Raw genomic sequence first — 22174 nt, 5'->3', positions numbered from 1 at the left:
GCTGGAGCAGGTGCGCGCTCAACTCGCGGAGGCAGGCGTCGGTGTGCCGGAGTCGCCTGAGGACGCGGCAGCCCGGACGGCGGCACTGAGCCGGTTGCTGGGGTTGCCGAGTGACAGGCGAGCGGGTTGAGTGCTCGCGGCCTGATCCTGGATGCCGGTGCGCTGATCCACGTCGAAGCGAATCCGAGGGGGCGCGTCTACGGGGCATGTCGGGACGCGTTGGAAGCGGGAGCGCCCGCACTCCTGCCCACGGTGGTGCTGGCGCAGGTGTGGCGGGCGGGCTCTCGGCAGGCACCGGTCGCGATGCTGCGCCGGATGTGCAGGTCCGTGCCGTTCAGCGAAGACGTCGCCGAAGCGGTCGGACGGTTGCTCGCCCTGGCGGGTACGGCGGATGTCGTGGACGCGGCGGTCGTCATCGGGGCGATCGGCCACAACTGCGCCGTGTTGACCTCGGATCCCGGTGATCTCGGGAAGCTCGCGGACGCGGCCGGGGTGCGCGTGCCGCTCGTCGTCATTTGACCCGGGCGTTGGCATCGGGCAGCCGGATGCCGGCCGGTCACAGGTGATCCACTTGGCGAGCACCACGCACCCCGTCCGTCGGCGCCCGATCCTGCGACCTCGTCCGCGCTGGAGGTCAAGCCTTGAGCACCACCACCCAGTCGTGGCACCGCATCCAGTGGCCCGGCGGGTACTCGAAGTCTGCTTCGCCGAGCAGGGTGAACCCGGCCTTGCGGCACACCGCGTTGGACGCCGGGTGGTCCACCGACGGGAACGCGTGCGCCGACCGGTGCGTCCCCTCCGCCCGGGCGGCCTCCACCGCGGCCCGCGCCGCCGCCGAGGCCACCCCGCGCCCCTGGAACCCCGGCAGCACGCCCCACCCAAGCTCCCACACCACCTCGCCCCGCCACCGCCGCTCCCAGTACCCGACGCTGCCCGCGGGCACGCCGTCGACCTCGACCCGGAACATCCGGCCGTCGCCGAGCACGAGATAACGCCGATGCCGGTCGACGACCTGCTCCTCCGACTCCGGTCCGCCGAGGTGCGCCTTCAGCTCCGGTGCGTTCAGCTGCCGCAGCAGCCCGAGATCACCGTCGGACCACGGCTGGAGGTCGATGGTCGCGGTCATGGGGGCAGGATGCCGGCGGGGTACGACAATTCCGGTGTCCGGGCAGGTCAGAACGGCACGGTGAGGCAGCCGACGCGGGCTCCCGCCGTGCCCGCCTGACCGGGTTCGGTGTGCGTGTGCTCCTCGTGCAACACGATCGACCCGGCACGCCGTTCGCCGAACTGCCACGGCACCCGCGTCATCGCCGAGCCCCGACCGTGCGCGTCGGTGGTGAAGTCGAGCCAGATCTCGTTGCGCGGGTTGGCGAACGCGGGATCCGTCGCCCCGCCTTGGACGTGCTGGTAGTGCGGCCCGGCATCAGCCGGCGCGGGCCCGCAGGGGTTCACGTGCGCGTGCGCGCCGTAGTCCCGGTTCGGCAACAGGCCACTGGTGCGCAACAACACCACCGTGCCGCCGTCCACGGCCCCGGCCACCACCTCCGCCCGCGCCCCGGCGGGTACGCGTGCGTCGTAACTGGTCAGTTCCCCGGACACGGACGTGAACGAGGCCACGAGTGCGAGTGCCACAGCGAGGTGCATGGCACCTGCTTATCGCCCACCGCCCCCACCCGCCACCGCGATCACCCGTTCCGGTGGAGTTGGCACGCACTTACTGATTTCCGGGCAGGCGGAATCGAAATAGCACACCTGACCACACAGCAGAAGAACCCACACCCCCGACCACCTACGAGCGGGGGTCCGGGGGCAGCGCCCGCCGGGCGGGGTCCGGGGGTTGCACCCCCGGAAAACACGACGGACGAGATGGTCGACGCTTTCCGTCGACACACCTCGCCCAAGGACGTGGGCCGCCAGGGACTCGAACCCTGAACCCGAAGATTAAAAGTCTCCTGCTCTGCCAATTGAGCTAGCAGCCCTTGCCCGACAGCTTACCGAGACCGGGGCGGTCGGTGAGCGGGGTGGTGGGGGCGGTGGTGTGGGTGGTGTCACGTTCCGTCCGCCAGGAGACGGTGCGGTGCTGGTCAGGGGGTTGGTGGTGCGTCGGGGCCGGGTGTTCGGACTACCGTGGGCGTGTGCGGGTGGCTACTTGGAACGTGAACTCGGTCAAGCAGCGGGTGCCCCGGTTCTTGCCGTGGCTCGACCAGCGGCAGCCCGATGTGGTCTGCCTGCAGGAGACGAAACTCGCGGACGACGCGTTCACCGCGCTCCTCGGCGAGGAGCTGTCCGGCCGCGGGTACGAGGTGGCGGTGCACGGTGAGGGCCGGTGGAACGGCGTCGCGATCCTGTCCCGGGTCGGGCTGGACGACGTGGTGAACGGGCTCGCCGACGGGCCCGGGTTCCCGGATCCCGAAGCGCGGGCGGTGGCGGCGACGTGTGGTGGGGTGCGGGTGCACTCCGTCTACGTGCCCAACGGGCGCACGCCGGACTCCGACCACTACCACTACAAGCTGGCCTGGTTGGCGGCGTTGCGGGACGTGGTCGCGGCCGGTCCGGAGGATGCCGTGGTGTGCGGGGACGTCAACATCGCGCCCGCCGACGCCGACGTGTTCGACCCGGCGGCCTACGTCGGCCACACGCACGTGACCGCGCCCGAACGGGAGGCGTTGGCGGCGCTGCAGGCGGTCGGGCTGCACGACGTGGTCCGCGACCGGTGGCCGGACGAGCGGGTCTTCACCTACTGGGACTACCGGGCCGGGATGTTCCACCAGGACCTCGGCATGCGCATCGACCTGGTGCTGGCGTCCACGCCGGTGGCGGCGCGGGTGAAGGCCGCGTGGGTCGACCGGCACGCGCGCAAGGGCACCGGGCCGAGCGACCACGCCCCCGTGATCGTGGACCTGGACGAGGCACCGGACGGCGACATCGGCCCGGTCGTGCCGCCGCCCTCCGCGCCGCGCACCCGCAAGACGGTGAAGCTGCCCCAGTCCTAGTGCCGCGACCGGCAACCTTCACCGCGTCTTCCGGCGCTCAGCGGGGCGACTCGCGGCACCGGCCCCACGCCCCCATCCGGCCAGGATGAGGACGTGGGGCCGGCACCCCGATCCACCCGTCTGACCGGCGAAAGACGGGGCAAAGGCTGCCGGTCGCGGCACTGGCCGGCCGGCTCGTCACGCTCCAGGTCCGCGCTCCACGGCGACTTCGGTGCCGGTGCGGGCGCCACTTCGGGGGGATGCTCGCCGGCTGACCGCTCCGCCATCATGTGCGCCGACCCACGACCCGGAGGAGCGGCGACGGTGACCGACCACGTGACGCAGGCGTACCTGGACGACGAGAGTCTGCACGGGGTGATGGGGCGGCTCGACCTGCCACCGGCCCTGCGCGCCGCCTACGGCCACCGGCTGGTCGACCGCCCGTTCTTCCTCGACGAGCACACCGCGCACGACGTCGCGGCCGACGTGCTGGACTTCTTCGAGCTGCTCTTCTCCTTACCCCGCAAGATGTTCGGCGGCAGCTTCACCCGGTTCGCCGAAGCCCTCGGCATCCCGCCGGAGGAAGCCGCGATCATGGGTTCGGACCGGCCGCCGGTGCACGGCCGCGCGGACATCTACCGGGTCGGCGACGGCTTCCGGCTGCTGGAGGTCAACGCGGGCTCGCAGCTCGGTGGCCCGGACCTCGGCGAGATCTCCAAGGCCATCCACGAGGAGCCCGGGTTTCAGCCGTTCGTGCGCGAGCACGGCCTGGGCTACTTCCACCCGGTCGAGAAGCTGCTCGACGCCGTCGGCCGCGACCGCACCATCGCGTTCCTCGAAGAGGGCGGGATGCTGACCAGGTTCGCCAAGGGTTTCGCGAGCTTCCAGGAAACCTGCGCGCGGCTGGGCGTGGACGTGCTGCTCGGCGAGCTGCACGAGCTGACCACCCGCGACGGCTACCTGTACCTGCGCGGCGCGAAGCTGGACGTGGTGGTCCGGTACTTCTCCGCGACCCAGGCCGTCGGCCACGCCGAGACCTTGGCCAAGGGCCACAAGACCGAGCTCTACACACCGCTGTCGAGCTTCTACTACGGCAGCAAGTCGACCATCGCGCTGCTGTCCGAGCACCGCGAGGTGCTCAGCGACGACGAGAAGGCGTTGGTGGACCGGCTGGTGCCGTGGACCCGTTCGGTGCGGGACGTGCCGCGTGACCGGCTGCGCGCGGACCGGGAGAACCTGATCGTCAAGGCGGCGGGCGGGTTCGCGGGTGCGGGCGTGCACCCGGGCTGGCTCATGACCGACCGGGAGTGGGTCGAGGTGCTGGACGACGTGGTGAAGCAGCCCTACGTCGTGCAGGAACGCGTGCGGCCCACGCCCGACGTCGTGCCGGGCGACGACCGGCCGTGGCTGACGACGTGGGGCTGGTTCGTGACCGACCAGGGGTTCGCGGGCATGAGCATCCGGTCCATGCCGTTCGCCGACGGCGCCGTGGTCAGCTACGCGGGCAACCCGATGACGAAGGTGTCCGGTCTGCTCGTGCACTGATCGGGGTGGTCCGACCGCGTTGCGTCATTCCCGTCAGGTTTCCGCCGTTTTCGGGTTAGGGTCCCGCGAAAGGGGGGTACATGGGGGAGTTCTTCGCGGCGGCGCTGGGTTTCCCGGTCGCGGTGCTGAGCGTCCTGCTGGCGATCGTGGTGGCCTACTGGCTGCTGGTCACCTTCGGCGCGGCGGACGCGGACTGGGTCGAGCTGGACGTCGGCGGTGTGCCCGCGACCCTCGGGATCTCGCTGCTGATCGCGTTCTCCTGGTTCGCGTGCCTGGCGGGTGTCGTGGTGCTCGAACCGCCTTCGGTGCTCGCGGGCACGGGCGTGCTCGGCGGTGCGCTCGCCGTCGGCCTGGTGCTGACCCGGCTGGTGATGCCGCCGCTGAAGCGGCTGTTCCCGACCGATCCACCGGCGTCGCGATTGGACTTCGTCGGTCGCACGTGCGTCATCCGCACGGGTCGCGTGACGCGGACGTTCGGCCAGGCGGAGGTCACCGCCGAAGACGGCTCGTCGGCCGTCGTCCAGGTGCGGCAGCCGGGCGACGACCCGCTGACCGCGGGCACCACCGCTCTCATCTTCGACTACGACGTGGACGGCGAGTTCTTCTGGGTCGCGTCCCTCGACATCGGACACAGCCCGACTCTCACACGGGGGGACCACAACTGATGGACGTCATCACCACCGGGTTCGGCATCCTGATCGCCGTAGTCCTGGTCGTCGTCATCGGCCTGCTGATCCTGATCAGCCGCCTGTTCCGCAAGATCGACCAGGGCAAGGCGCTGATCATCTCCAAGGTGCGCAAGGTGGACGTCACGTTCACCGGCGCCGTGGTGCTGCCGGTGCTGCACCGCGCGGAGATCATGGACATCTCGGTGAAGACCATCGAGATCCGCCGCGCCGGCCAGGAAGGCCTGATCTGCCAGGACAACATCCGGGCCGACATCCGGATCACGTTCTTCGTGCGGGTCAACAAGACCGTCGAGGACGTCATCAAGGTCGCGCAGGCCATCGGCACGGCCCGCGCGAGCGACGAGCAGACGTTGCAGGAGCTGTTCAACGCCAAGTTCTCCGAGGCGTTGAAGACGGTCGGCAAGCAGCTCGACTTCATCGACCTCTACACCAAGCGCGACGAGTTCCGCGACCGGATCATCCAGGTCATCGGCACCGACCTCAACGGCTACAGCCTGGAGGACGCGGCGATCGACTACCTGGAGCAGACGCCGATGGCGCAGCTCAACCCGTCGAACATCCTCGACGCGCAGGGCATCCGCAAGATCACCGAGCTGACCGCGATCGAGCACGTGCGCACGAACGAGTTCACCCGGCACGAGGAGAAGGAGATCACCCGCCAGAACGTCGAGGCGCGTGAGGCGATCCTGGAGCTGGAGCGCCGCCAGGCCGACGCGGAGATCAAGCAGAAGCGCGAGGTCGAGACCATGCGCGCCCGCGAGGAAGCCGAGATCGCCAAGGTGCAGGCCGAGGAACGCCTCAAGGCCAACACCGCGCACATCCGCACGGACGAGCAGCTGGGCATCCAGACCGAGAACAAGGCGCGCGAGATCGCGGTGGCGGAGAAGAACCGCGAACGCGTGATCGCGATCGAGACCGAGCGCATCGAGAAGGACCGGCTGCTGGAGGTCATCGGCCGGGAGCGGGAGACCGAGCTGTCCCGGATCGCCGCGGACAAGGAGCTCGAAGCGGAGAAGCGGTCGATCGCCGAGGTGGTGCGCGAGCGCATCGCGGTGGAGAAGACCGTGGCCGAGCAGGAGGAGATCATCAAGCGGCTGCGCGCGGTCGAGGAGGCCGAGCGGCAGCGCCAGACCGTGGTGATCAAGGCCGAGGCCGAGGCGCAGGAGGGCCTGGTCAAGGACATCAAGGCGGCCGAGGCCGCCGAGCAGGCCGCGAAGTTCAAGGCCCGCGAGGAGCTGCTGCTCGCCGAGGCGCGCCAGCAGGCCGCCGAGCTGGACACCCGCGCGATGATCCGGCTGGCCGAGGGCAAGCAGGCCGAGGCGGCGGCGAGCGGGCTGGCCGACGTGCAGGTGCGCGAGCGCGACGCCGAGGCGATCGAGAAGGTCGGCCGCGCCGAGGCCGTGGTGGAGAAGGAGAAGGCGCTCGTGGCCGCGCTGGCGATCCGCGAGAAGCTGAAGGGCGAGGCGGAAGGCCTGGCGGACAAGGCGGGCGCGATGGCCGCGTTGGACAGCGCCACCCGCGAGCACGAGGAGTACCGGCTGCGGTTGGAGGCCGACAAGGAGGTCCGGCTGGCCGGGATCGACGTGCAGCGGCAGGTGGCCGAGTCGCAGGCGTTGGTGCTGGCCGCGGGCCTGGAGAAGGCCGACATCGACATCGTCGGCGGCGACAGCATGTTCTTCGACCGGATCGTCGGCGCCATCACGATGGGCAAGCAGGTCGACGGGTTCGTCGGGCACTCCGACGTGGCGCAGACGCTGGCGGGGCCGTGGCTGGACGGGTCGGCGAGCTTCACCGACGACATCGGCAGGCTGCTCGGCTCGATCAGCACCGGTGACGTGAAGAACCTGACCGTGTCCGCGCTGCTGCTCAAGCTGATCAACTCCGGTGGCCCGGACGAGGGCAAGCTGCGCGAGCTGCTGGCCGCCGCGCAGCGCCTGGGCGTGGCCGAGCGGCCGGTCGCCTCGCTATCGTGACCACGCCAGTGGAAGCGGCGCCGGCGACGTTGGAGGCGGGCACCTACGAGGTGCTGCGGGCCCGGCTGGCCGAGCAGGCGGCCGGGCTCGCCCGCCGGGCGGAAGCGCTCAACGCCCGCCGCCTGGAGGCGTTCGGCAGCGCCGAGCTGACCCTGCTGGGCACCGAGCGGATCCGCACCGAGCACAACTGCGTGCCGCGCGATGTCGTTCAGGTCGCCGGGCTGATGCTGTTCGGCTACAACGTCTTCATCGGCCTCAAGCCGGAGACGACGGTCGACGACGTGTTCTCGCTGCACCGCTTCACGCGGGACGGCGACGCGTTCCGGTTCGAGGACGCGGCGGACGACGAGCTGCCCGGCCTGCTGCGCGACCCGCGGTTCGAGAAGGACTTCGCCGAGCTCTACCGGTACTACCGGGACACCAGGCTGATCCAGCTGCGCCGGGTGGAGGGCAGGCTGCTGGCCGTGTTCCAGACCGGCGCCCGGATCGAGGACATCCGGGTGCTGCGCTGGCAGGTCGGCGTGGACGGCAGCGTGAAGTACCTGGACAACCGGGGCGAGCGCGACCACGTGTTCCCGCCGTCGCACGACTTCGAGTGGGTCGTCACGGGCCGCGAGCACCACGTGCTGGGACGGCACCCGCACATCTCGATCGAGGACGAGGTCTTCGTCGAGACGATCAACGGCGACCTCACCATCAAGGTGGAGAACAACACCGAGACCGGCGAGGGCGTCTACACCGAGCCGGTGGACGAGCCGCTGCAGTCGCTGGCCGACGGCGACGTGCACTACGCGCGGGTCGGCTCGCTGATCCTGCTGCGCATCCGCCCGTACAACGAGACGGCGTGGCGGCACCTGGTGTTCAACACCCGCACCCGGTCGGTGGTGCGGCTGGACGGCATCGGCCAGGCGTGCCAGCGCCTGCCCGAGGACCAGGGCCTGATCTTCCCCGGCGGCTACTACCTGGCCACGGGCGTCAGCAAGACGTTCGACACCCCGGTGGACGAGCTGGAGTTCGAGCGGGTCATCCGCTCCACCAACGGCGAGGACGTGCTGTACGTCTTCCACGCCCGCCGCGACGGCCGGTCGCTGCTGCTGCCCTACAACGTGATCCGCAAGGAAGTGGCGAACCCGCTCTCGTGCCACGGGTACTCGCTGTTCGACGACGGCACGCTGGTCGTGTTCCGCGCGATGAGCGACGAGCCGACCCGCGTGCACCCGATGCAGGTGTGGCAGACGCCGTACCTGTCCGACGCCTACGCCGCCGCGCAGCCGGTGGGCACGGGCCCGCTGGAGCGGGTCGGGAACGCCGACCTGGTGCGCGGCATCTCCGACTGCCTGTCGGTGACCCGGATGGTCGGCGAGATGGCGCCGTCCGTGCCGGTGTTCGAGGACCTGATCGCCTCCTGCACCAGGGTGTTCGACGCCTACCACTGGCTGGGCGAGCCGGAGCTGGAAGACCTGCGCACCCCGTTGACGCAGGTGCGGGCGACGGCCGAGCAGGTGCTGGACGAGTTCGAGACCGTGCAGGCGCTGACCGACCAGGCGGCGACGGCGGTGGCCGAGGCCGACGAGCGGATCGCGTCGCTGGTCCGCCGGGTGCGCGGCGAGGTGCCCACGACCGCCGACGCGTGGGTGCGGCAGCTGGCCGACCTGCGGCAGGCGCAGGGGCACCTGGTGACGTTGAAGGAGCTGCGGTACGCCGACGTGGCGCGCATCGACGCCCTGGTGTCGTCGCTGGACGAGGAGCTGGGCGGCACGGCGCGGCGCGCGGTCGAGCACCTGCGCCGCGACGACGCGTTCGCCGGCTACCACGGGCAGGTCGAGGAGCTGGTCGCCAAGGCGGACGCGATCGGCACGGTCGCCGAGGCCGGGCCGGTGGTCGAGGAACTGGGCGAGCAGCAGCGCGGCCTGGAGGTGCTGACCGAGGTCGTCGGTTCGCTGGAGATCGCCGACGCCACCGTGCGCACGTCGATCCTGGAGCGCATCGGCGAGGTGCTCGGCGGGCTGAACCGGGCCCGGGCCACCGTGGACGGTCGCAGGCGCGCCCTGCTGGCCACTGAGGGCCGGGCCGAGTTCGCCGCCGAGTTCGCGCTGCTGGGCCAGGCGATCACCGGTGCGCTGGCGGTCGCGGACACGCCGCAGCGGTGCGACGAGCAGCTCGGCCGGCTGCTGCTGCAGCTGGAGAACCTGGAGTCGCGATTCGGCGAGTTCGACGACTTCCTCGCCCAGCTCGGCACCAAGCGCACCGACGTCTACGAGGCGTTCTCGTCGCGCAAGCAGGCGTTGCTGGACGAGCGGGCCCGGCGCGCGGACCGGCTGGCGTCGTCGGCCGACCGGATCCTGGCGAGCGTGACCAGGCGGGTGGCGTCACTGGCGTCCCTGGACGAGGTCAACACCTACTTCGCGACCGACCCGATGGTGGCGAAGGTCCGCTCGGTGGCCGAGGAGCTGCGCGCGCTCGGCGACCAGGTGCGGGCCGAGGAGCTGGACGGCCGGGTGCTGGCCGCGCGGCAGGAGGCGGGCCGCTCGCTGCGCGACCGGCTGGACCTGTTCGACGGCGAGACGATCAAGCTCGGCAGGCACCGGTTCGCGGTGAACACCCAGCCGGTGGACCTGACCCTGGTGCCGAAGGACGGCGGGCTGTCGTTCGCCGTCACCGGCACTGACTTCCGCTCGCCCGTGCGCGATCCCGCGTTCGCCGACACCAGGCCGTTCTGGGACCAGCTGCTGGTGTCGGAGACGACCGAGGTGTACCGGGCCGAGCACCTGGCCACCTCGATCCTGGCCACGCACCCGGTGGACGCGCTGCACGCCGCCGTCACCGAGGACCGGCTGGTCGACCTGGTGCGGCAGGTGGCCGAGGCGCGGCTGGACGAGGGCTACGAGCGGGGCGTGCACGACCACGACGCGGCCCGGATCCTCGACGTGGTGCTGCGGCTGCACGCGGGCGCGGGCGTGCTGCGGTACCCGCCGTCGGCGCGGGCGGCGGCGCAGCTGTTCTGGGCTTCGGCGGACGAGGACGCGCGTGCGCTGTTCGAGCGGCGTGCGGTGTCGTTGGGGCGGGCGCGGGAGGCGTTCGGGCACACGGCGGCCATCGACGAGCTGTGCGCCGAGCTGTCCGCGGCGGCCGGTGACCCGTTGGCGGGCGAGTACCTGTTCGAGGAGCTGTGCAGCGCGCCGTTCGGGTTCGCCACGAGTGCCGGAGCGCGCGCTCTGGTGGACGCGTTCCACCGGGCTTTGGGCGGGCGCAAGGAGTTTGACGAGGACTTGCGCGCGGTCGCCGACCTGGCCGTGCGGCGGCGGTTGGTGGAGGGCTGGTACGAGGCGTTCCTGGGCGGTCGCGCCGATCCGGACCTGCCGGAGGCGGTGGCGCTGGAGCTGTGCCGGGACCTGCCGCGGCACGACTCGTCGGCGCAGCTGGAGGCAGGAGTCGACGGCCTGCTCGGCACGCACCCGCGGATCACCGACCGGACGTTGACGTTCCGGCTGGACGAGCTGCTGACCCGCACCCGCGCGTTCCGCGAGGAACGCGTGCCCGCCTACCGGGCCTACCAGCGGCGGCGCAACGAGGTCGTGGCCGCCGAGCGGGCGCGGCTGCGGCTGGACGAGTACCGGCCGAAGGTGATGAGCGCGTTCGTGCGCAACCGGCTGCTGGACGAGGTGTACCTGCCGCTGATCGGCGACAACCTGGCCAAGCAGCTCGGCGCGGCGGGTGACGGCAAGCGCACCGACCAGATGGGCCTGCTGCTGCTCATCTCCCCGCCCGGCTACGGCAAGACCACGTTGATGGAGTACGTGGCCAACCGGCTCGGCCTGGTGTTCGTCAAGGTCAACGGCCCGTCGCTGGGCCACGACGTGACGTCGGTCGACCCGGCGGACGCGCCGAACGCCACCGCGCGGCAGGAGGTCGAGAAGATCTCGTTCGCGCTGGAGGCGGGCAACAACGTGCTGCTGTACCTGGACGACATCCAGCACACGTCACCCGAACTGCTGCAGAAGTTCATCTCGTTGTGCGACGCGCAGCGACGGATGGAAGGCGTCTGGGACGGCGGCACGCGCACCTACGACCTGCGCGGCAAGCGGTTCGCGGTGTGCATGGCGGGCAACCCGTACACCGAGTCCGGGAAGCGGTTCCGGATCCCGGACATGCTCGCCAACCGGGCCGACGTGTGGAACCTGGGCGACGTGCTGTCCGGGCGCGAGGAGCTGTTCGCGTTGAGCTACGTCGAGAACGCGTTGACGTCGAACCCGGTGCTCGCGCCGCTGTCCACCCGTGACCGCGGTGACGTGGAGCTGCTGGTCCGGATGGCGCGGGGCGAGGACGTGCGGGCCGACCGGCTCGCGCACCCGTACCCGGCGGTGGAGCTGGAGCAGGTGCTGTCCGTGCTGCGCAAGCTGTTGCGCGTGCAGGAGGTCGTGCTGGCCAACAACCAGGCGTACATCGCCTCGGCCGCCCAGTCCGACGCCTCGCGCGTCGAGCCGCCGTTCCAGCTCCAGGGCTCGTACCGGAACATGAACAAGCTGGCGGAGAAGGTCGTGCCGGTGATGAACGACGCCGAGCTGGCCGCCGTGATCGACGACCACTACGCGGGCGAGGCGCAGACCCTCACCTCGGGCGCGGAGGCGAACCTGCTGAAGCTGGCCGAACTGCGCGGCACCCTCACCGAGGCCCAAGCCGCACGCTGGGCCGAGGTGAAGTCGGCCTACGTCCGCGCCCAGGCCCTGGGCGGTTCCACCGACGACCCGACCACCCGCACCGTGGGCGCCCTGTCCCTGCTGACCGACCGCGTGGGCACCGCCCTGGACCGCCTCGCCGACCGCTGAACGTAGGACTCCCGCGTGAGTCCTACGTTCGGAACGCGCGTGTCCTACGTTCAGGACCCCCGAGTTCAACGCTCAGGACGGCCCGCGCACGGTCAGTCGGCGCGCTCGCACGCGATGCCGTCCCGGTCCCGGTCCAGGTGGTGGCGGTCCCAGCCGACCACCTCGATGCGCGTGATGCCCTGGTCGCGCAGCCACTCGCACAACCGCGTCACCCCACGCGGGAACCGCCACGGCACGCACGCGCCATCGGTCACGTAGGAGTGGTCGCAGTTGGGCCCCCACGACGGTCGCGTGGACGTCGTGCTCACCGGAGTGCTGGACGACGGAGGCGGCTCGGACGTCGTGGTCGGCGCGACCGTCACGGTGGTCGTGACCGGCGGCACGGGCCGCGGTGGGGGCGGGGGCACCACCGCCGGCACGGTCGTCGACCGCGCGATCTCCAACGTGGTCGTGTGAGTGGCGCTGAGCACCCCGGGCTCCACCGGGCTCAGGTGCACCTGCCGCACGTCCACCGGCCGCGGCTCGCCCGCGGTGAGCGCCAACGCCACGACCGTGCCGGACGCGAGCAACAGCGCCACGCCGGCGAAGGCGACACTCCTGCCACTGCTCATCCCGACACCAGCTCCGACGGCTCCACGGTGTCACGTGGAATCGCTCACCCGGCGGAAGGCGTTACGCCCCAGCCCGTTCCGGCAGGTCGAGGGGGTGACGCCGCACGGCACGACATGACACGATCGGGTGGTGGACGAGGGGTTGCTGGGACCGGGAACCGTGACCTGGCAGCTGCACGCCGACCCGGCCATGTGGGTGGCCGGCATCGCGAGCCTCTACTTGCAGTCCCTGCACCCCCTCGCGGTCGCCGCCATCATCCAGAACTCCAACTTCCGGCAGGACCCGCTGGGCCGCCTCCTGCGCACCGCGGACTTCGTCGGCACGGTCAGCTACGGCTCCACCGAAGAGGTCGAACGCGCCGCCGCACGCGTCCGCGGCGTGCACCGCACCCTCCGCGCCAAGGACGCCACCGGCAAGAGCTTCCGCATCGACGACCCCGAGCTGCTGCTGTGGGTGCACTGCGCCGAGGTGCACTGCTTCCTCACCGTCCTGCGCCGCGCCGGCTACCGCCTCACCGACGCCCAAGCCGACCGCTACTACGCCGAACAACGCCGCACCGCCGCGCTCGTCGGGCTGCACGCCGACGAGGTGCCCGGCAGCGTCGCCGAGATGGCCGACTACTTCGCCGCCGTGCTGCCCGACCTCCAGCGCACCGCGGACTCCGAAGTCGTGTACCGGTTCCTGCACCGCCCTCCCGTGGACGGCATGCTGCGCCTCGGCCTGGACGCCTACGAACCGCTGATCGGCCACCTCGCCTACTCCGTGCTGCCCGAGTGGGCCATCGCCCTGCACGGCCACCGCCCGTACCCCGAACCCGCCGCCACCGCCTTGCTGCGCGCCGTCCGCACCGCCGCGCTGCTGGTGCCCGCACCGATCCGCTGGGGCGTGCCCGAAGGCCACGTGAACAAGGCGATACGGCGACTTGGCCTGCGCGTTGCGCCCAGGCGAGCGCTCCTGCCGTCCTGACGCCGAGTCGGCGGGCTCACAGCCAGGATTGCGCCGAACGGCGTAGTGGCATGGACCACTGCGACCTTTATCGCATTAAGAGGACCGCTCGGTTTGCTTAGCATGGCCAACGTCCGGCGCGTCGATCCGCGCCCGCCTTCCCGAGCACCCCGAGAGGTTCGCACCTCATGCTGTTCCGACGACTGCTGCCCGCGACCGCGCTGGTCACGGCCCTCTCCCTGATCGCCGCGTGCGGCGGCGCGAGCGACGACACCCTCGCCGGCAAGGCCGACGACGGCGACCTGACCATCGGGATCCGGTTCGACCAACCGGGCCTCGGCCAGCGCCGGCTCGACGGCAAGTACGTCGGCTTCGACGTGGACGTCGCCAAGTACGTGGCCGCCCAGCTCGGTGTCGACGAGGACGGCATCACGTGGCGTGAAGCCCGGTCCGCCGACCGCGAGAAGCTGATCGCCTCCGGCGAGGTGGACTTCGTCGTCGCCACCTACTCGATCACCGACAAGCGCAAGGAGCAGGTGTCCTTCGCCGGACCGTACTTCGAGACCGGCCAGGGCGTGCTCGTCCGCTTCACCGACGACGAGATCACCGGCCCCGAGACGCTGAACGGCAAGAAGCTGTGCTCGGTCACCGGCTCGACGTCCGCGCAGAAGGTGAAGGAGCAGTTCGCTCAGGACGTGCAGCTGGTCGAGTACGGCCAGTACTCCGACTGCGTCATCGCCCTGCTCGCGGGCAACGTCGACGCGGTCACCACCGACGAGGTCATCCTCGCCGGTTACGTGGCCGAGAACCCGGAGCTGCTCAAGCTCGTCGGCGAGCCGTTCACCACCGAGCGGTACGGCATCGGCCTGGCCAAGGACGACGCCGAGGGCCGGTCGGACGTCAGCGCGGCCATCGAGAAGATGGTCGGCTCCGGCGAGTGGCGGTCCGCGCTGGAGCGCAACATCGGCCAGGCCGGCCTCGAACTGCCGGAGCCACCCAAGGTGACGGAGAAGTAGCTGTCCGGTGGACTTGTGACTTCGGGGTGGTAGTGCTGGGCGTCACCAACCGATACGCTCAGCCACGCAGGCCGTGGTTTCTGTGTTCGTGTCTCACGCTCGCGGAACGACACGCGGGCGTGCCGTCCCCACCCCAGCGGTGGGGGAAACGCCCCGGGACGGCCGGGGCTGCACGGTGCAGCCCCAAGCTTTCCTGCGATGGAGGCAGGTACATGGCACTGGGCACTGTCAAGTGGTTCAACTCCGAGAAGGGCTTCGGCTTCATCGCCCAGGAGAACGGCGGACCGGACGTCTTCGTGCACTACTCGGAGATCCAGGGCCAGGGATTCCGCACCCTGGAGGAGAACCAGCGGGTCGAGTTCGAGATCGGCCAGGGCACCAAGGGTCCGCAGGCCCAGAACGTGCGCAAGGTCTGATCGCTCGCAGGCGGAAACTCTCGTCTTCGCGGTGACACGCGGCAGGCCCCCGACCGGGATGGTCGGGGGCCTGTTCGCGGTTCGGGTTCGGGCCCGGCTTTCGGGTGCCGGGGCGTTTCAGGGGGCTAGTAGCCGCGCTGGCGGGCTTCCCACTCCAGTCGCTGCATGACCCATTCGGTGGCCAGCGCCTGGGGTGAGGTCTGCCGCTCGGCGGCCAGCTCCTTCAGCTGCTCGTTCGCCATCAGTTGGAGGCGGAGCTGGTAGACCTGCGCGTTGCCGAAGCTGGTGCCGGCGGTCGTCTCCGCGTCCGTCGTCTCCGGGGCGAGGGCCGCCAGGTACGACTCCAGCTCCTCGTCGGGGAGGACGTCTTCCTGCTCGTTCGCGGGCGGGCGATGCCGGCCTGACTTCGACCGTCCAAGGGATCCAAGAGGCACGGCCGACACGATAACGGTTGGATTGCGAACCCGGGCGAACTGTGGCTTGGGTCACAGATGTGTGCCTGGAGAGGCCCCCGCGCCAGGGGGAGGAACGCGGGGGCCGGAGGGGATCTCCACAGGCGCTGACCGGGGGTGTGTCAGCAATTCGGATTGTTGCACGCGCACGTGGGCCTGGGGAGTGGGTTGGCCCGAAATCTTCAGGTAGTCGATGGCGGGAACCCCGTGCCCGACCCGCTTTCACGCGCGGACCGCGCCCGGGTGCCTACCCCTTGGGGGTATCGGCCTCGTCGGGCGGCGGTTCGAGGTTGGTGATCTCGCCCTCCAGCTTCTGCACCAGTTCCTCCAGGCCGGCGAGCATCCCGTCGAGCTGGCTCATCTTGTCGCTCATCAACCGGTCGATGTCCGCCTCGATCGCGGACAGCGACAGGCTGCCGAACAGCTCCTGCGGGTTCACTGTGGTTCCCGGCTCGGCCGTTTCGGGCTCGCGGGCCGGTGGTGGTGGCGCGGTGGCGTCGTCCGCTGCCGCTGGTTCCGGCGTCTGCCCCGGTACCGGTTCGGTCATGGGTTGCACCCTCCTCGTTCGCGACAAGCACATCACGCGACGCTTGACACCAAGTGGCCTACACGGAAAGTGACGCTCCGTCGCACCTGAATCACTCTCCGGGGGGCTGCGGCGGTTCGATGGGCTCGCTTAGCCTCGCGCCAACCTCAAGTCGGGGAGGCGTCATGAGCGGGTCCCTTGAAGTGCGTCAGTTCCTGTGGAACCAGGACGACACGATGTCCAGGCCGGGCGGCGGTGGGGTGCCCGCCCAGCGAACCGGTGAACCGTCGCGGATCTCGGACGAGCAGGTGCACCGGGCTCGGCTGTCGGTGGCGCGCGGTGCCACCAGTGCCGAGGACTGCCGGTTGCTGCTCGACATGCTCGGGCTGTCACCGGGGGAGGACGGGGGCGTGCCGCCGGTGCAGCGGTAGGGCATCCGTAGGTCACGGCCCCTCCGGGACGCCTCGTCCCGGAGGGGCCGTCTGCGCGCGCGGTGACTCCGACGCACGGGTGAACCGCCGCGAACGGGGGTGGAATCGCAGGTCAACAACGTGTGCGACCCCCGTTTTGGAGGTGTGGACCCTCGTGCCCTATGCTTACGATGCTTCCACCGGACAGCGTGGAGGGCCTGGGAAAGAAGGTGGCCCAAGGGCTGCCGGAGGAACTGGGTCCCCATCGTCTAGCGGCCTAGGACCCCGCCCTTTCAAGGCGGTAGCGCGGGTTCGAATCCCGTTGGGGGCACGCGGTACAGTAAGGCAGGAGTGAGCAAGGCCCAGTGGCGCAGTTGGTTAGCGCGTCGCCCTGTCACGGCGAAGGTCGCGGGTTCGAGTCCCGTCTGGGTCGCAAGGCTGTTCGGCCGGTTGGTCGAGCCGCTACCTGGCCAGGTAGCTCAGTTGGTACGAGCGACCGCCTGAAAAGCGGTAGGTCGGCGGTTCGACCCCGCCCCTGGCCACCAGATCGTGATGAGAAAGCCCTTCCGCTTACCGCGAGGGGCTTTTCTCATTTCCCGGTGGTGAATCGGATGACCGCCAGCGCTTGATCGTCGTGCACTTTCGCCCGCCGCCACTTCGTGCGATCCGCGTCACCCACCTCGGCCGCGCGGATCTCGTCCAGCACCGCTTCCGGTCCTTTTTCCGACGTGATGTCCAACACGCTTTGCCAGTCGGCGAACAAGCCGTAGTCGTCCACGCCGCAGGACACGCCGTCGGTCGCCATGAGCACCGCGCGGACCCGGTCGCGCGGCCAGCTCGCCCGGACGGCCCGGTACGCGGCGGCCGGGTCCGCCTCGGCCACCCACCAGCCGCCCTCGACGTTGCGCCAGTCCGTGATCCGGTCGACCTGGCCCCGCAGGTCGCGCAGGCGGTGGTCCGCGACGACCTCGACCCCCGTGTGGGTGAACACCACGACCGGGCTGTCCGCGAGCACCAGCACGTCGACGTCCGTCTCGGTCCAGCGCGTGATCGAGACCGTGCTGGACGGCGAGTTCCCCGGGCTCAGCCCGTGTTCGGCGGCCAGGCGGGCGATGGCGCCGGCGAGGTCCTCGGCCAGGTCGCCGTCGAAGTGGGTCAGCTGGCCGGCCAGGTGGCGCGAGTGCCAGCCGCCGTCGCGTTCCCGCGGGGTCGGTGAGGTGGCGCCGTCCAGCAGCACCACGGCGTTCGGCAGGAGGACGACCCGGTCCTCGGTGGGGCGCGGCAAGCCGTCGCGGCCCACTCCGGCCCGTTCGGCGGTGGTGATCTCCGGCATCGTCACCGAGCCTAGTGCGTCAACCTGGGTTGACAAGCCCGAGTTTGTCAACCAAAGTTGACGGCATGACGGAAGCGACCGAGCTCGCCTCGGCGGCGGGCGACCAAGACCCCAGGGTCGGGCTGCGAGCGGTGAGCGCGCTGCGCCGGCTGCTGGAAACACTCGAAGCCGTGCAGGTGCGCAACGCCCGCGCCCGCGGCTGGTCATGGCGGGAGATCGCGGCCGAACTCGGGGTCACCCGGCAGGCCGTCCACAAGAAGCACGGGGGAGACCGATGATCGGGGAACGGTTCACCAGGGCAGCCCGCCAAGCCGTCCACGAGGCCGTCGTGCAGGCCGAACGCCTCGACGCACCCGAGATCGGGCCCGAGCACCTGGCGCTGGCGCTGCTCGACGCGCCGGTGCTGGCCGAGTTCGAACTGGCCCGCGACGAAGTGGTCGAGGCGTTCGCCGCCGCCCGGCGCAAGGGCGGGCTCAGCGACGCCGACACCGAGGCGCTGAGGCGGCTCGGCATCGACGTCGACCAGATCGTGGCGTCCGTCGAGCGCACGCACGGCGAAGGCGCGCTGGCCGGTGCGCCCACCCGCCGACGGCGGCGGTTCTTCGGCAACCACCTGCCGTTCACGGCGGCGGCGAAGAAGACGTTGGAGCGCAGCCTGGTCGAAGCACGCGACCTCGGCCACGGCACGCTCGGCCAGGAGCACATGCTGCTGGCGCTGCTGGCGGAACGCGGACTCGTGGCCGAGGTGCTGGAGGCGCGCGGTGTGAGCTACACGGAGGTCAGGAAGCGGGTCGCTCGCTCACCCAGGTGACCAGGGGGAGGAACGCCTGGGTCAGCGGGCCGATGGTGACGGCGTAGAGGACGGTGCCGATGCCGATCGTGCCGCCGAGCACCCAGCCGATCGCCAGCACCGCCACCTCGACCACCGTGCGCACCAGGCGCAACGAGGTCCCGGTCCGCGCGCAGAACCCGGTCGTCAGGCCGTCGCGCGGGCCGGGGCCGAGGCGGGCGCCGATGTAGACGGCGGCGGCCAGGCCGTTCAGCACGATGCCGCCGGCGAGGAAGAGGATGCGCGGCAGCAGGTCCGTCGGGTTCGGCAGGAGCGCGAGCGTGACGTCCACGGCGACGCCGATGACCACCACGTTGCTGACCGTGCCGACGCCGGGCTTCTGCTTGAGCGGGATCCAGCACAGCAGGACCACCGCGCCGACGAGCGCCGTGATCAGGCCGAACGACAATCCGGTGATCTTGGTCAGGCCCTCGTGCAGCACGTCCCACGGGTCCAGGCCCAGGGTGGCGCGGATCTGGAGCGCCATGCTCGCCCCGTAGAGCCACAGGCCCACGATGAGCTGCGGGACGCGGCGAACGGGCGAGACGGTGACCGGGACCTGGGTGAGTGCGGCGAGCATGTGGCCATCCTTCGTGCCGATTGGCCTTGCATTCCAGATCCAATTGGCAATAATTGGCCTTATGAACTCCGACGTCCCACCAGGTGGACGTATATCCGGCTTCAGCCTGGCCCGATCGCTGGGCGAGTGGCGACGTCGTGGCACACGTCACGGCTCGGCCGACCTCGCCGCGGCGATCCGGATGCTGGTGCTGGACGGCCGGTTGCCCGCCGGCACGCGGCTGCCCGCCGAGCGCGAGCTGGCCGAGGTGCTGCCGGTGAGCCGCACCATGATCACGGCGGCGCTGGACCAGCTGCGGTCGGAGGGGTTGGTCGCGAGCCGCCGTGGTGCGGGGTCGTGGATCAGCCTGCCGACGGGCACGTTGGGCGTCGTGCCGGACACCCCGTTGGTGGGGCACAGCATGGTCGACTTCGCCCGTGCCGCACCTCCCGCGCTGCCGGGTGTGCTGGCGGCGTTCGACCAGGTCCGACGGTACCTGCCGGAGCACCTGGCCGACCACGGGTACTACGAGCACGGCGTGCCCGAGCTGCGCAGGCGCATCGCCGACCGGTACACCGCGCGGGGGCTGCCGACGTCACCGGACCAGATCGTGGTGACCAGCGGCGCGCAGCACGCGCTGGCCCTGGCCCTCCGCTTGTTCACCGGTCCGGGTGACCGCGTGCTGGTGGAGCAGCCGAGCTACCCGAACGCGCTGGACGCGATCAAGGCCGTCTCCGCGATTCCGGTGCCGGTCGGCATGACCGACACCGGCTGGGACCTGCCCGGGATCGCCGCCGCCCTGCGCCAAGCCGCACCGCGCATGGCCTACGTCGTGGTCGACTTCCACAACCCCACCGCGCACCGCCTCGACGCCGAGGGCCGCGCCGAACTGGCCGACACCGCCCGCCGCGCCCGCACCCCGTTGGTGGTGGACGAGACCGTCGTCGAGTTGGACCTGGACGGCGACCCGCTGGACGGCCCGCCACCAATGGCGACGTTCGCCGAGGATCTGGTCGTGACCCTGGGCTCGGCCAGCAAATCCCACTGGGGCGGCCTGCGAATCGGCTGGATCCGCGCCTCCGCCGAAATCGTCCACCGCCTGATCTCCACCCGCACCGCGCTCGACCTGGGTTCCGCGGTGGTCGAGCAGCTGGTGCTGGCCGAACTGTTGGCCGACCCCGAACCCGCGCTGCGCGAACGGCGCACCCAGCTGGCGGCCCAACGCGACGTGCTGCTGGAGGGCCTGCGCGAGCACTGCCCGACCTGGCGCTTCCACCGCCCTCAGGGCGGGCTCAGCGTGTGGTGCGAGCTGGACGCACCGGTGAGCACCCGCATCGCCGTCGTGGCCCAGAACCACGGCATCCGCTTGGCGCCGGGCTCCCGCTTCGGCGCCCACGGCGGCTTCGAACGCTGGCTGCGCCTGCCGTTCGTCCAGCCGCCGGACATCCTCCGCGACGCCGTGCGCCGCCTGGGCCTCGTCGCCGCTTCCGTCACCGGACCTGCCATGCCGACCGACGCGGATCTCGCTGTTCCGGTCGCCTGACCAACCGTCGTGCCGCATCACGACCGCGCCACTGCGGCTGCCCCGCGGCCGGGCGGCTCGCGGCCGGGCGGGGTGTGGTTGGACGGGGTGTGGCTGGGCGGGGCTCCTCATGTTTTAACCGAGGGGCGGTAACGGTGTTTCCGTACATTTTCGGGCGATGATCACTCGATCGTGTTTGCCGGCCGTCGGGTCCGGCGCAGCCCCTCGTTGAGCCGGAGCCCGACGGCGGGTCGTGGACCTGCGGCGGGGACGCTCCAGGGATTGGCGTCCCCTGCCGCAGGTTCCCGTGCGGTCCCGAACGCTCGCGGGGGCAGCGCGGCGATGGGACCTTGCCCGTTCCTGCCAGGGCGCGGTTGGCAGGACGGGAAGCCTGGTTCTGGCGTGCGCGAAATGCGTGAAGGTGCGAATGAGCTGGTCAGACGGTCTTGATCGCGCGTGCTCAGGGCACACGGGTCCCGTCGGACGTCATCAATCCGGCGACGTGCTCGGCAGTCCGGGCACGCTGCCCGGAGACCTGCCGTCGTCCCACCGCTCGACCGACCACGCGGCCGACGGCTTCAGGTCCGCCTGACCGGTGAGCGAGGCGATCAAGCCGCCACGGTGCCCGCCGCCGCCGTCGGAGGCGCTGCCCGAGGACGCCGTCGGCGCGCTGGGAGCGGGCGCCTGCTTCGGCGTCGGTGCGGGGGCGCTCGGCTCCGGCACCTCCCAGATCACGTCGGTGCTCGGTGTGACCTGGGAGGTGTCCGGCTCGGTGCTCGGCGCGAACGGCAGCGCGGTCGCGCGGGTCGGTGCGGTGACGTGGACCGCGGGCGGTGACTCGGGGGTCGCGGCCTGGATGGCCGCTTCACGGGCGGCGGCCTTCGCGGCCACCTTCGCCTCGTACAGCGGCGCGGGCATGGTGTTCGACACCGTGCCCGAGTGGCTGTAGCCGTTCGAGTAGCCGCCCGACGCGCTGTGACCGCCGGTGCCGGCCGGGTAGCCGGAGTAGCTGTGGCCACCGGTGTCCGAGTACGCGTCGGAGCCCGGGTACGGGTCCGAGGACGTGTCGGAGTCGGACGGGTGGCGGTCGGCCTCCGGCTCGGCCACGACCGTCGGCAGTCGGTAATCGAGCACGTCGGCGCCGGCGAACTCCACCACCGACGTCTCGACCGCCGACGTCTCGACCCCGGTGATCGACGATGACTCGAACGACTGAGCCGACTCGAACGGCTGAGGTTCGAGCGTGACGGAGACGAACGGGGCGGCCTGCTGCGGCACGGTCTCGGCGAGCAGCAGCGCGGTGTCCACCGCCTGCTGCCCGTCGAGCGCCACGTTCACCGCGTCGTGCGTCTTCGCTGCCTCGTCCGAGTGGTCTTCGTCGGCTGCCGCCACCCCGGCGCACAGGAACCACGCCGCCGCCGCGAAACCACCGACGGCGAGTGTCCGGAGCAGCGGTGATCCGCCGCGGCCCGCCGCGAAGGGAGTTGCCACCGTGGATCACCACCGTTCCGGGTGAGGCGAACGGGACGGACCGTTCGAGGTCGACGTT

Annotated in this window: 21 protein-coding genes and 4 tRNA genes; 16 read left to right on the top strand and 9 right to left on the bottom strand. The window is 71.0% G+C overall.

Translation table 11 applies throughout. The annotated features are described in order from the left end of the window. The first annotated feature begins 126 nt into the window (after window positions 1-126). Window positions 127-519: a PIN domain-containing protein gene (locus tag A6A25_RS02900; protein WP_073886095.1), complete on the top strand. Its 393-nt coding sequence runs from the start codon at window positions 127-129 to the stop codon at window positions 517-519. 115 nt (window positions 520-634) lie between these two features. Here the strand turns inward: A6A25_RS02900 and A6A25_RS02895 are convergent, their stop codons facing one another. From A6A25_RS02895 to A6A25_RS02885, 3 genes are all read right to left on the bottom strand, one after another. Then, a complete protein-coding gene (locus A6A25_RS02895; protein WP_073886094.1) occupies window positions 635-1126 on the bottom strand; it encodes a GNAT family N-acetyltransferase in 492 nt (163 codons plus the stop codon). Window positions 1127-1173: 47 nt separating this feature from the next. Then, window positions 1174-1644: a hypothetical protein gene (locus A6A25_RS02890; RefSeq protein ID WP_073886093.1), complete on the bottom strand. Its 471-nt coding sequence runs from the start codon at window positions 1642-1644 to the stop codon at window positions 1174-1176. A gap of 262 nt (window positions 1645-1906) precedes the next feature. Then, window positions 1907-1979 (bottom strand) — tRNA-Lys (locus A6A25_RS02885). 156 nt (window positions 1980-2135) lie between these two features. On the opposite strand from A6A25_RS02885, the gene A6A25_RS02880 reads away from it, so the two are divergent. From A6A25_RS02880 to A6A25_RS02860, 5 genes are all read left to right on the top strand, one after another. Continuing rightward, entirely contained in the window at window positions 2136-2993 is an 858-nt protein-coding gene (locus A6A25_RS02880) for an exodeoxyribonuclease III (RefSeq protein ID WP_073886092.1), read from the top strand. A 303-nt stretch (window positions 2994-3296) separates the two neighbouring features. Then, a complete protein-coding gene (locus A6A25_RS02875; RefSeq protein ID WP_073886091.1) occupies window positions 3297-4517 on the top strand; it encodes a hypothetical protein in 1221 nt (406 codons plus the stop codon). An 80-nt stretch (window positions 4518-4597) separates the two neighbouring features. Further along, complete coding sequence (locus tag A6A25_RS02870) at window positions 4598-5182, top strand: hypothetical protein (RefSeq protein WP_073886090.1); 585 nt, start codon at window positions 4598-4600, stop codon at window positions 5180-5182. Further along, window positions 5182-7179 (top strand): SPFH domain-containing protein, encoded by a 1998-nt coding sequence (locus A6A25_RS02865; protein ID WP_073886089.1) that lies wholly within the window; start codon window positions 5182-5184, stop codon window positions 7177-7179. The genes A6A25_RS02870 and A6A25_RS02865 overlap by 1 nt, the downstream gene beginning before the upstream one ends. Then, entirely contained in the window at window positions 7176-12005 is a 4830-nt protein-coding gene (locus tag A6A25_RS02860; RefSeq protein WP_241828464.1) for a DNA repair ATPase, read from the top strand. The genes A6A25_RS02865 and A6A25_RS02860 overlap by 4 nt, the downstream gene beginning before the upstream one ends. Before the next feature lie 92 nt (window positions 12006-12097). On the opposite strand, the gene A6A25_RS02855 is transcribed toward A6A25_RS02860, so the two are convergent. Beyond that, window positions 12098-12616 carry an excalibur calcium-binding domain-containing protein gene (locus A6A25_RS02855; RefSeq protein WP_143192923.1) on the bottom strand — a complete coding sequence of 173 codons (519 nt, stop codon included), beginning with the start codon at window positions 12614-12616 and terminating at the stop codon, window positions 12098-12100. 130 nt (window positions 12617-12746) lie between these two features. On the opposite strand from A6A25_RS02855, the gene A6A25_RS02850 reads away from it, so the two are divergent. The 3 genes from A6A25_RS02850 to A6A25_RS02840 all read left to right on the top strand — a co-directional run bounded on the left by A6A25_RS02850 (window position 12747) and on the right by A6A25_RS02840 (window position 14994). Further along, on the top strand, window positions 12747-13583 hold the full coding sequence (locus A6A25_RS02850; RefSeq protein WP_073886392.1) for an oxygenase MpaB family protein: 837 nt from the start codon (window positions 12747-12749) through the stop codon (window positions 13581-13583). A 167-nt stretch (window positions 13584-13750) separates the two neighbouring features. After that, window positions 13751-14578, top strand: a complete 828-nt coding sequence (locus tag A6A25_RS02845) for a glutamate ABC transporter substrate-binding protein (RefSeq protein ID WP_073886086.1) — start codon at window positions 13751-13753, stop codon at window positions 14576-14578. A 212-nt stretch (window positions 14579-14790) separates the two neighbouring features. Then, on the top strand, window positions 14791-14994 hold the full coding sequence (locus A6A25_RS02840; RefSeq protein WP_015105489.1) for a cold-shock protein: 204 nt from the start codon (window positions 14791-14793) through the stop codon (window positions 14992-14994). Between the two features lie 125 nt (window positions 14995-15119). Here the strand turns inward: A6A25_RS02840 and A6A25_RS02835 are convergent, their stop codons facing one another. Together A6A25_RS02835 and A6A25_RS02830 are read right to left on the bottom strand one after the other, a co-directional pair. Then, window positions 15120-15428 carry a hypothetical protein gene (locus tag A6A25_RS02835; protein WP_073886085.1) on the bottom strand — a complete coding sequence of 103 codons (309 nt, stop codon included), beginning with the start codon at window positions 15426-15428 and terminating at the stop codon, window positions 15120-15122. Between the two features lie 265 nt (window positions 15429-15693). Next, window positions 15694-15993, bottom strand: coding sequence for a hypothetical protein (locus A6A25_RS02830; protein ID WP_073886084.1), 300 nt, complete (start codon window positions 15991-15993; stop codon window positions 15694-15696). 164 nt (window positions 15994-16157) lie between these two features. Between A6A25_RS02830 and A6A25_RS02825 the strand changes: the two genes are divergently transcribed. The 4 genes from A6A25_RS02825 to A6A25_RS02810 all read left to right on the top strand — a co-directional run bounded on the left by A6A25_RS02825 (window position 16158) and on the right by A6A25_RS02810 (window position 16927). Next, on the top strand, window positions 16158-16403 hold the full coding sequence (locus A6A25_RS02825) for a hypothetical protein (RefSeq protein WP_073886083.1): 246 nt from the start codon (window positions 16158-16160) through the stop codon (window positions 16401-16403). Between the two features lie 237 nt (window positions 16404-16640). After that, window positions 16641-16713: transfer RNA gene (locus tag A6A25_RS02820), tRNA-Glu, on the top strand. A gap of 28 nt (window positions 16714-16741) precedes the next feature. Continuing rightward, window positions 16742-16815, top strand: a tRNA-Asp gene (locus tag A6A25_RS02815). A 35-nt stretch (window positions 16816-16850) separates the two neighbouring features. Beyond that, a tRNA-Phe gene (locus tag A6A25_RS02810) sits at window positions 16851-16927 on the top strand. A 44-nt stretch (window positions 16928-16971) separates the two neighbouring features. Here A6A25_RS02810 and A6A25_RS02805 read toward each other — a convergent pair. Then, window positions 16972-17715: a protein phosphatase 2C domain-containing protein gene (locus A6A25_RS02805; protein ID WP_073886390.1), complete on the bottom strand. Its 744-nt coding sequence runs from the start codon at window positions 17713-17715 to the stop codon at window positions 16972-16974. Between the two features lie 65 nt (window positions 17716-17780). On the opposite strand from A6A25_RS02805, the gene A6A25_RS02800 reads away from it, so the two are divergent. Both A6A25_RS02800 and A6A25_RS02795 read left to right on the top strand, forming a co-directional pair. Further along, window positions 17781-17993 (top strand): helix-turn-helix domain-containing protein, encoded by a 213-nt coding sequence (locus A6A25_RS02800; RefSeq protein ID WP_073886082.1) that lies wholly within the window; start codon window positions 17781-17783, stop codon window positions 17991-17993. Next, window positions 17990-18526: a Clp protease N-terminal domain-containing protein gene (locus A6A25_RS02795; RefSeq protein ID WP_143192922.1), complete on the top strand. Its 537-nt coding sequence runs from the start codon at window positions 17990-17992 to the stop codon at window positions 18524-18526. Before A6A25_RS02800 ends, A6A25_RS02795 begins: the two co-directional genes overlap by 4 nt. On the opposite strand, the gene yczE is transcribed toward A6A25_RS02795, so the two are convergent. Beyond that, window positions 18495-19124 (bottom strand): membrane protein YczE, encoded by a 630-nt coding sequence (gene yczE, locus A6A25_RS43815; protein WP_073886081.1) that lies wholly within the window; start codon window positions 19122-19124, stop codon window positions 18495-18497. The genes A6A25_RS02795 and yczE overlap by 32 nt on opposite strands. A gap of 61 nt (window positions 19125-19185) precedes the next feature. On the opposite strand from yczE, the gene yczR reads away from it, so the two are divergent. Then, window positions 19186-20646 carry a MocR-like transcription factor YczR gene (yczR, locus tag A6A25_RS02785; protein WP_073886080.1) on the top strand — a complete coding sequence of 487 codons (1461 nt, stop codon included), beginning with the start codon at window positions 19186-19188 and terminating at the stop codon, window positions 20644-20646. Between the two features lie 468 nt (window positions 20647-21114). On the opposite strand, the gene A6A25_RS02780 is transcribed toward yczR, so the two are convergent. Continuing rightward, window positions 21115-22116: a hypothetical protein gene (locus tag A6A25_RS02780; RefSeq protein ID WP_073886079.1), complete on the bottom strand. Its 1002-nt coding sequence runs from the start codon at window positions 22114-22116 to the stop codon at window positions 21115-21117. Between the last annotated feature and the right edge of the window lie 58 nt (window positions 22117-22174).

It is taken from the genome of Saccharothrix sp. CB00851 (assembly GCF_001905065.1).
Taxonomy (GTDB): Bacteria; Actinomycetota; Actinomycetes; order Mycobacteriales; family Pseudonocardiaceae; genus Actinosynnema.
Note: the sequence above shows the minus strand (reverse complement) of the source record. Positions and strands in the feature narration are given on the sequence as shown.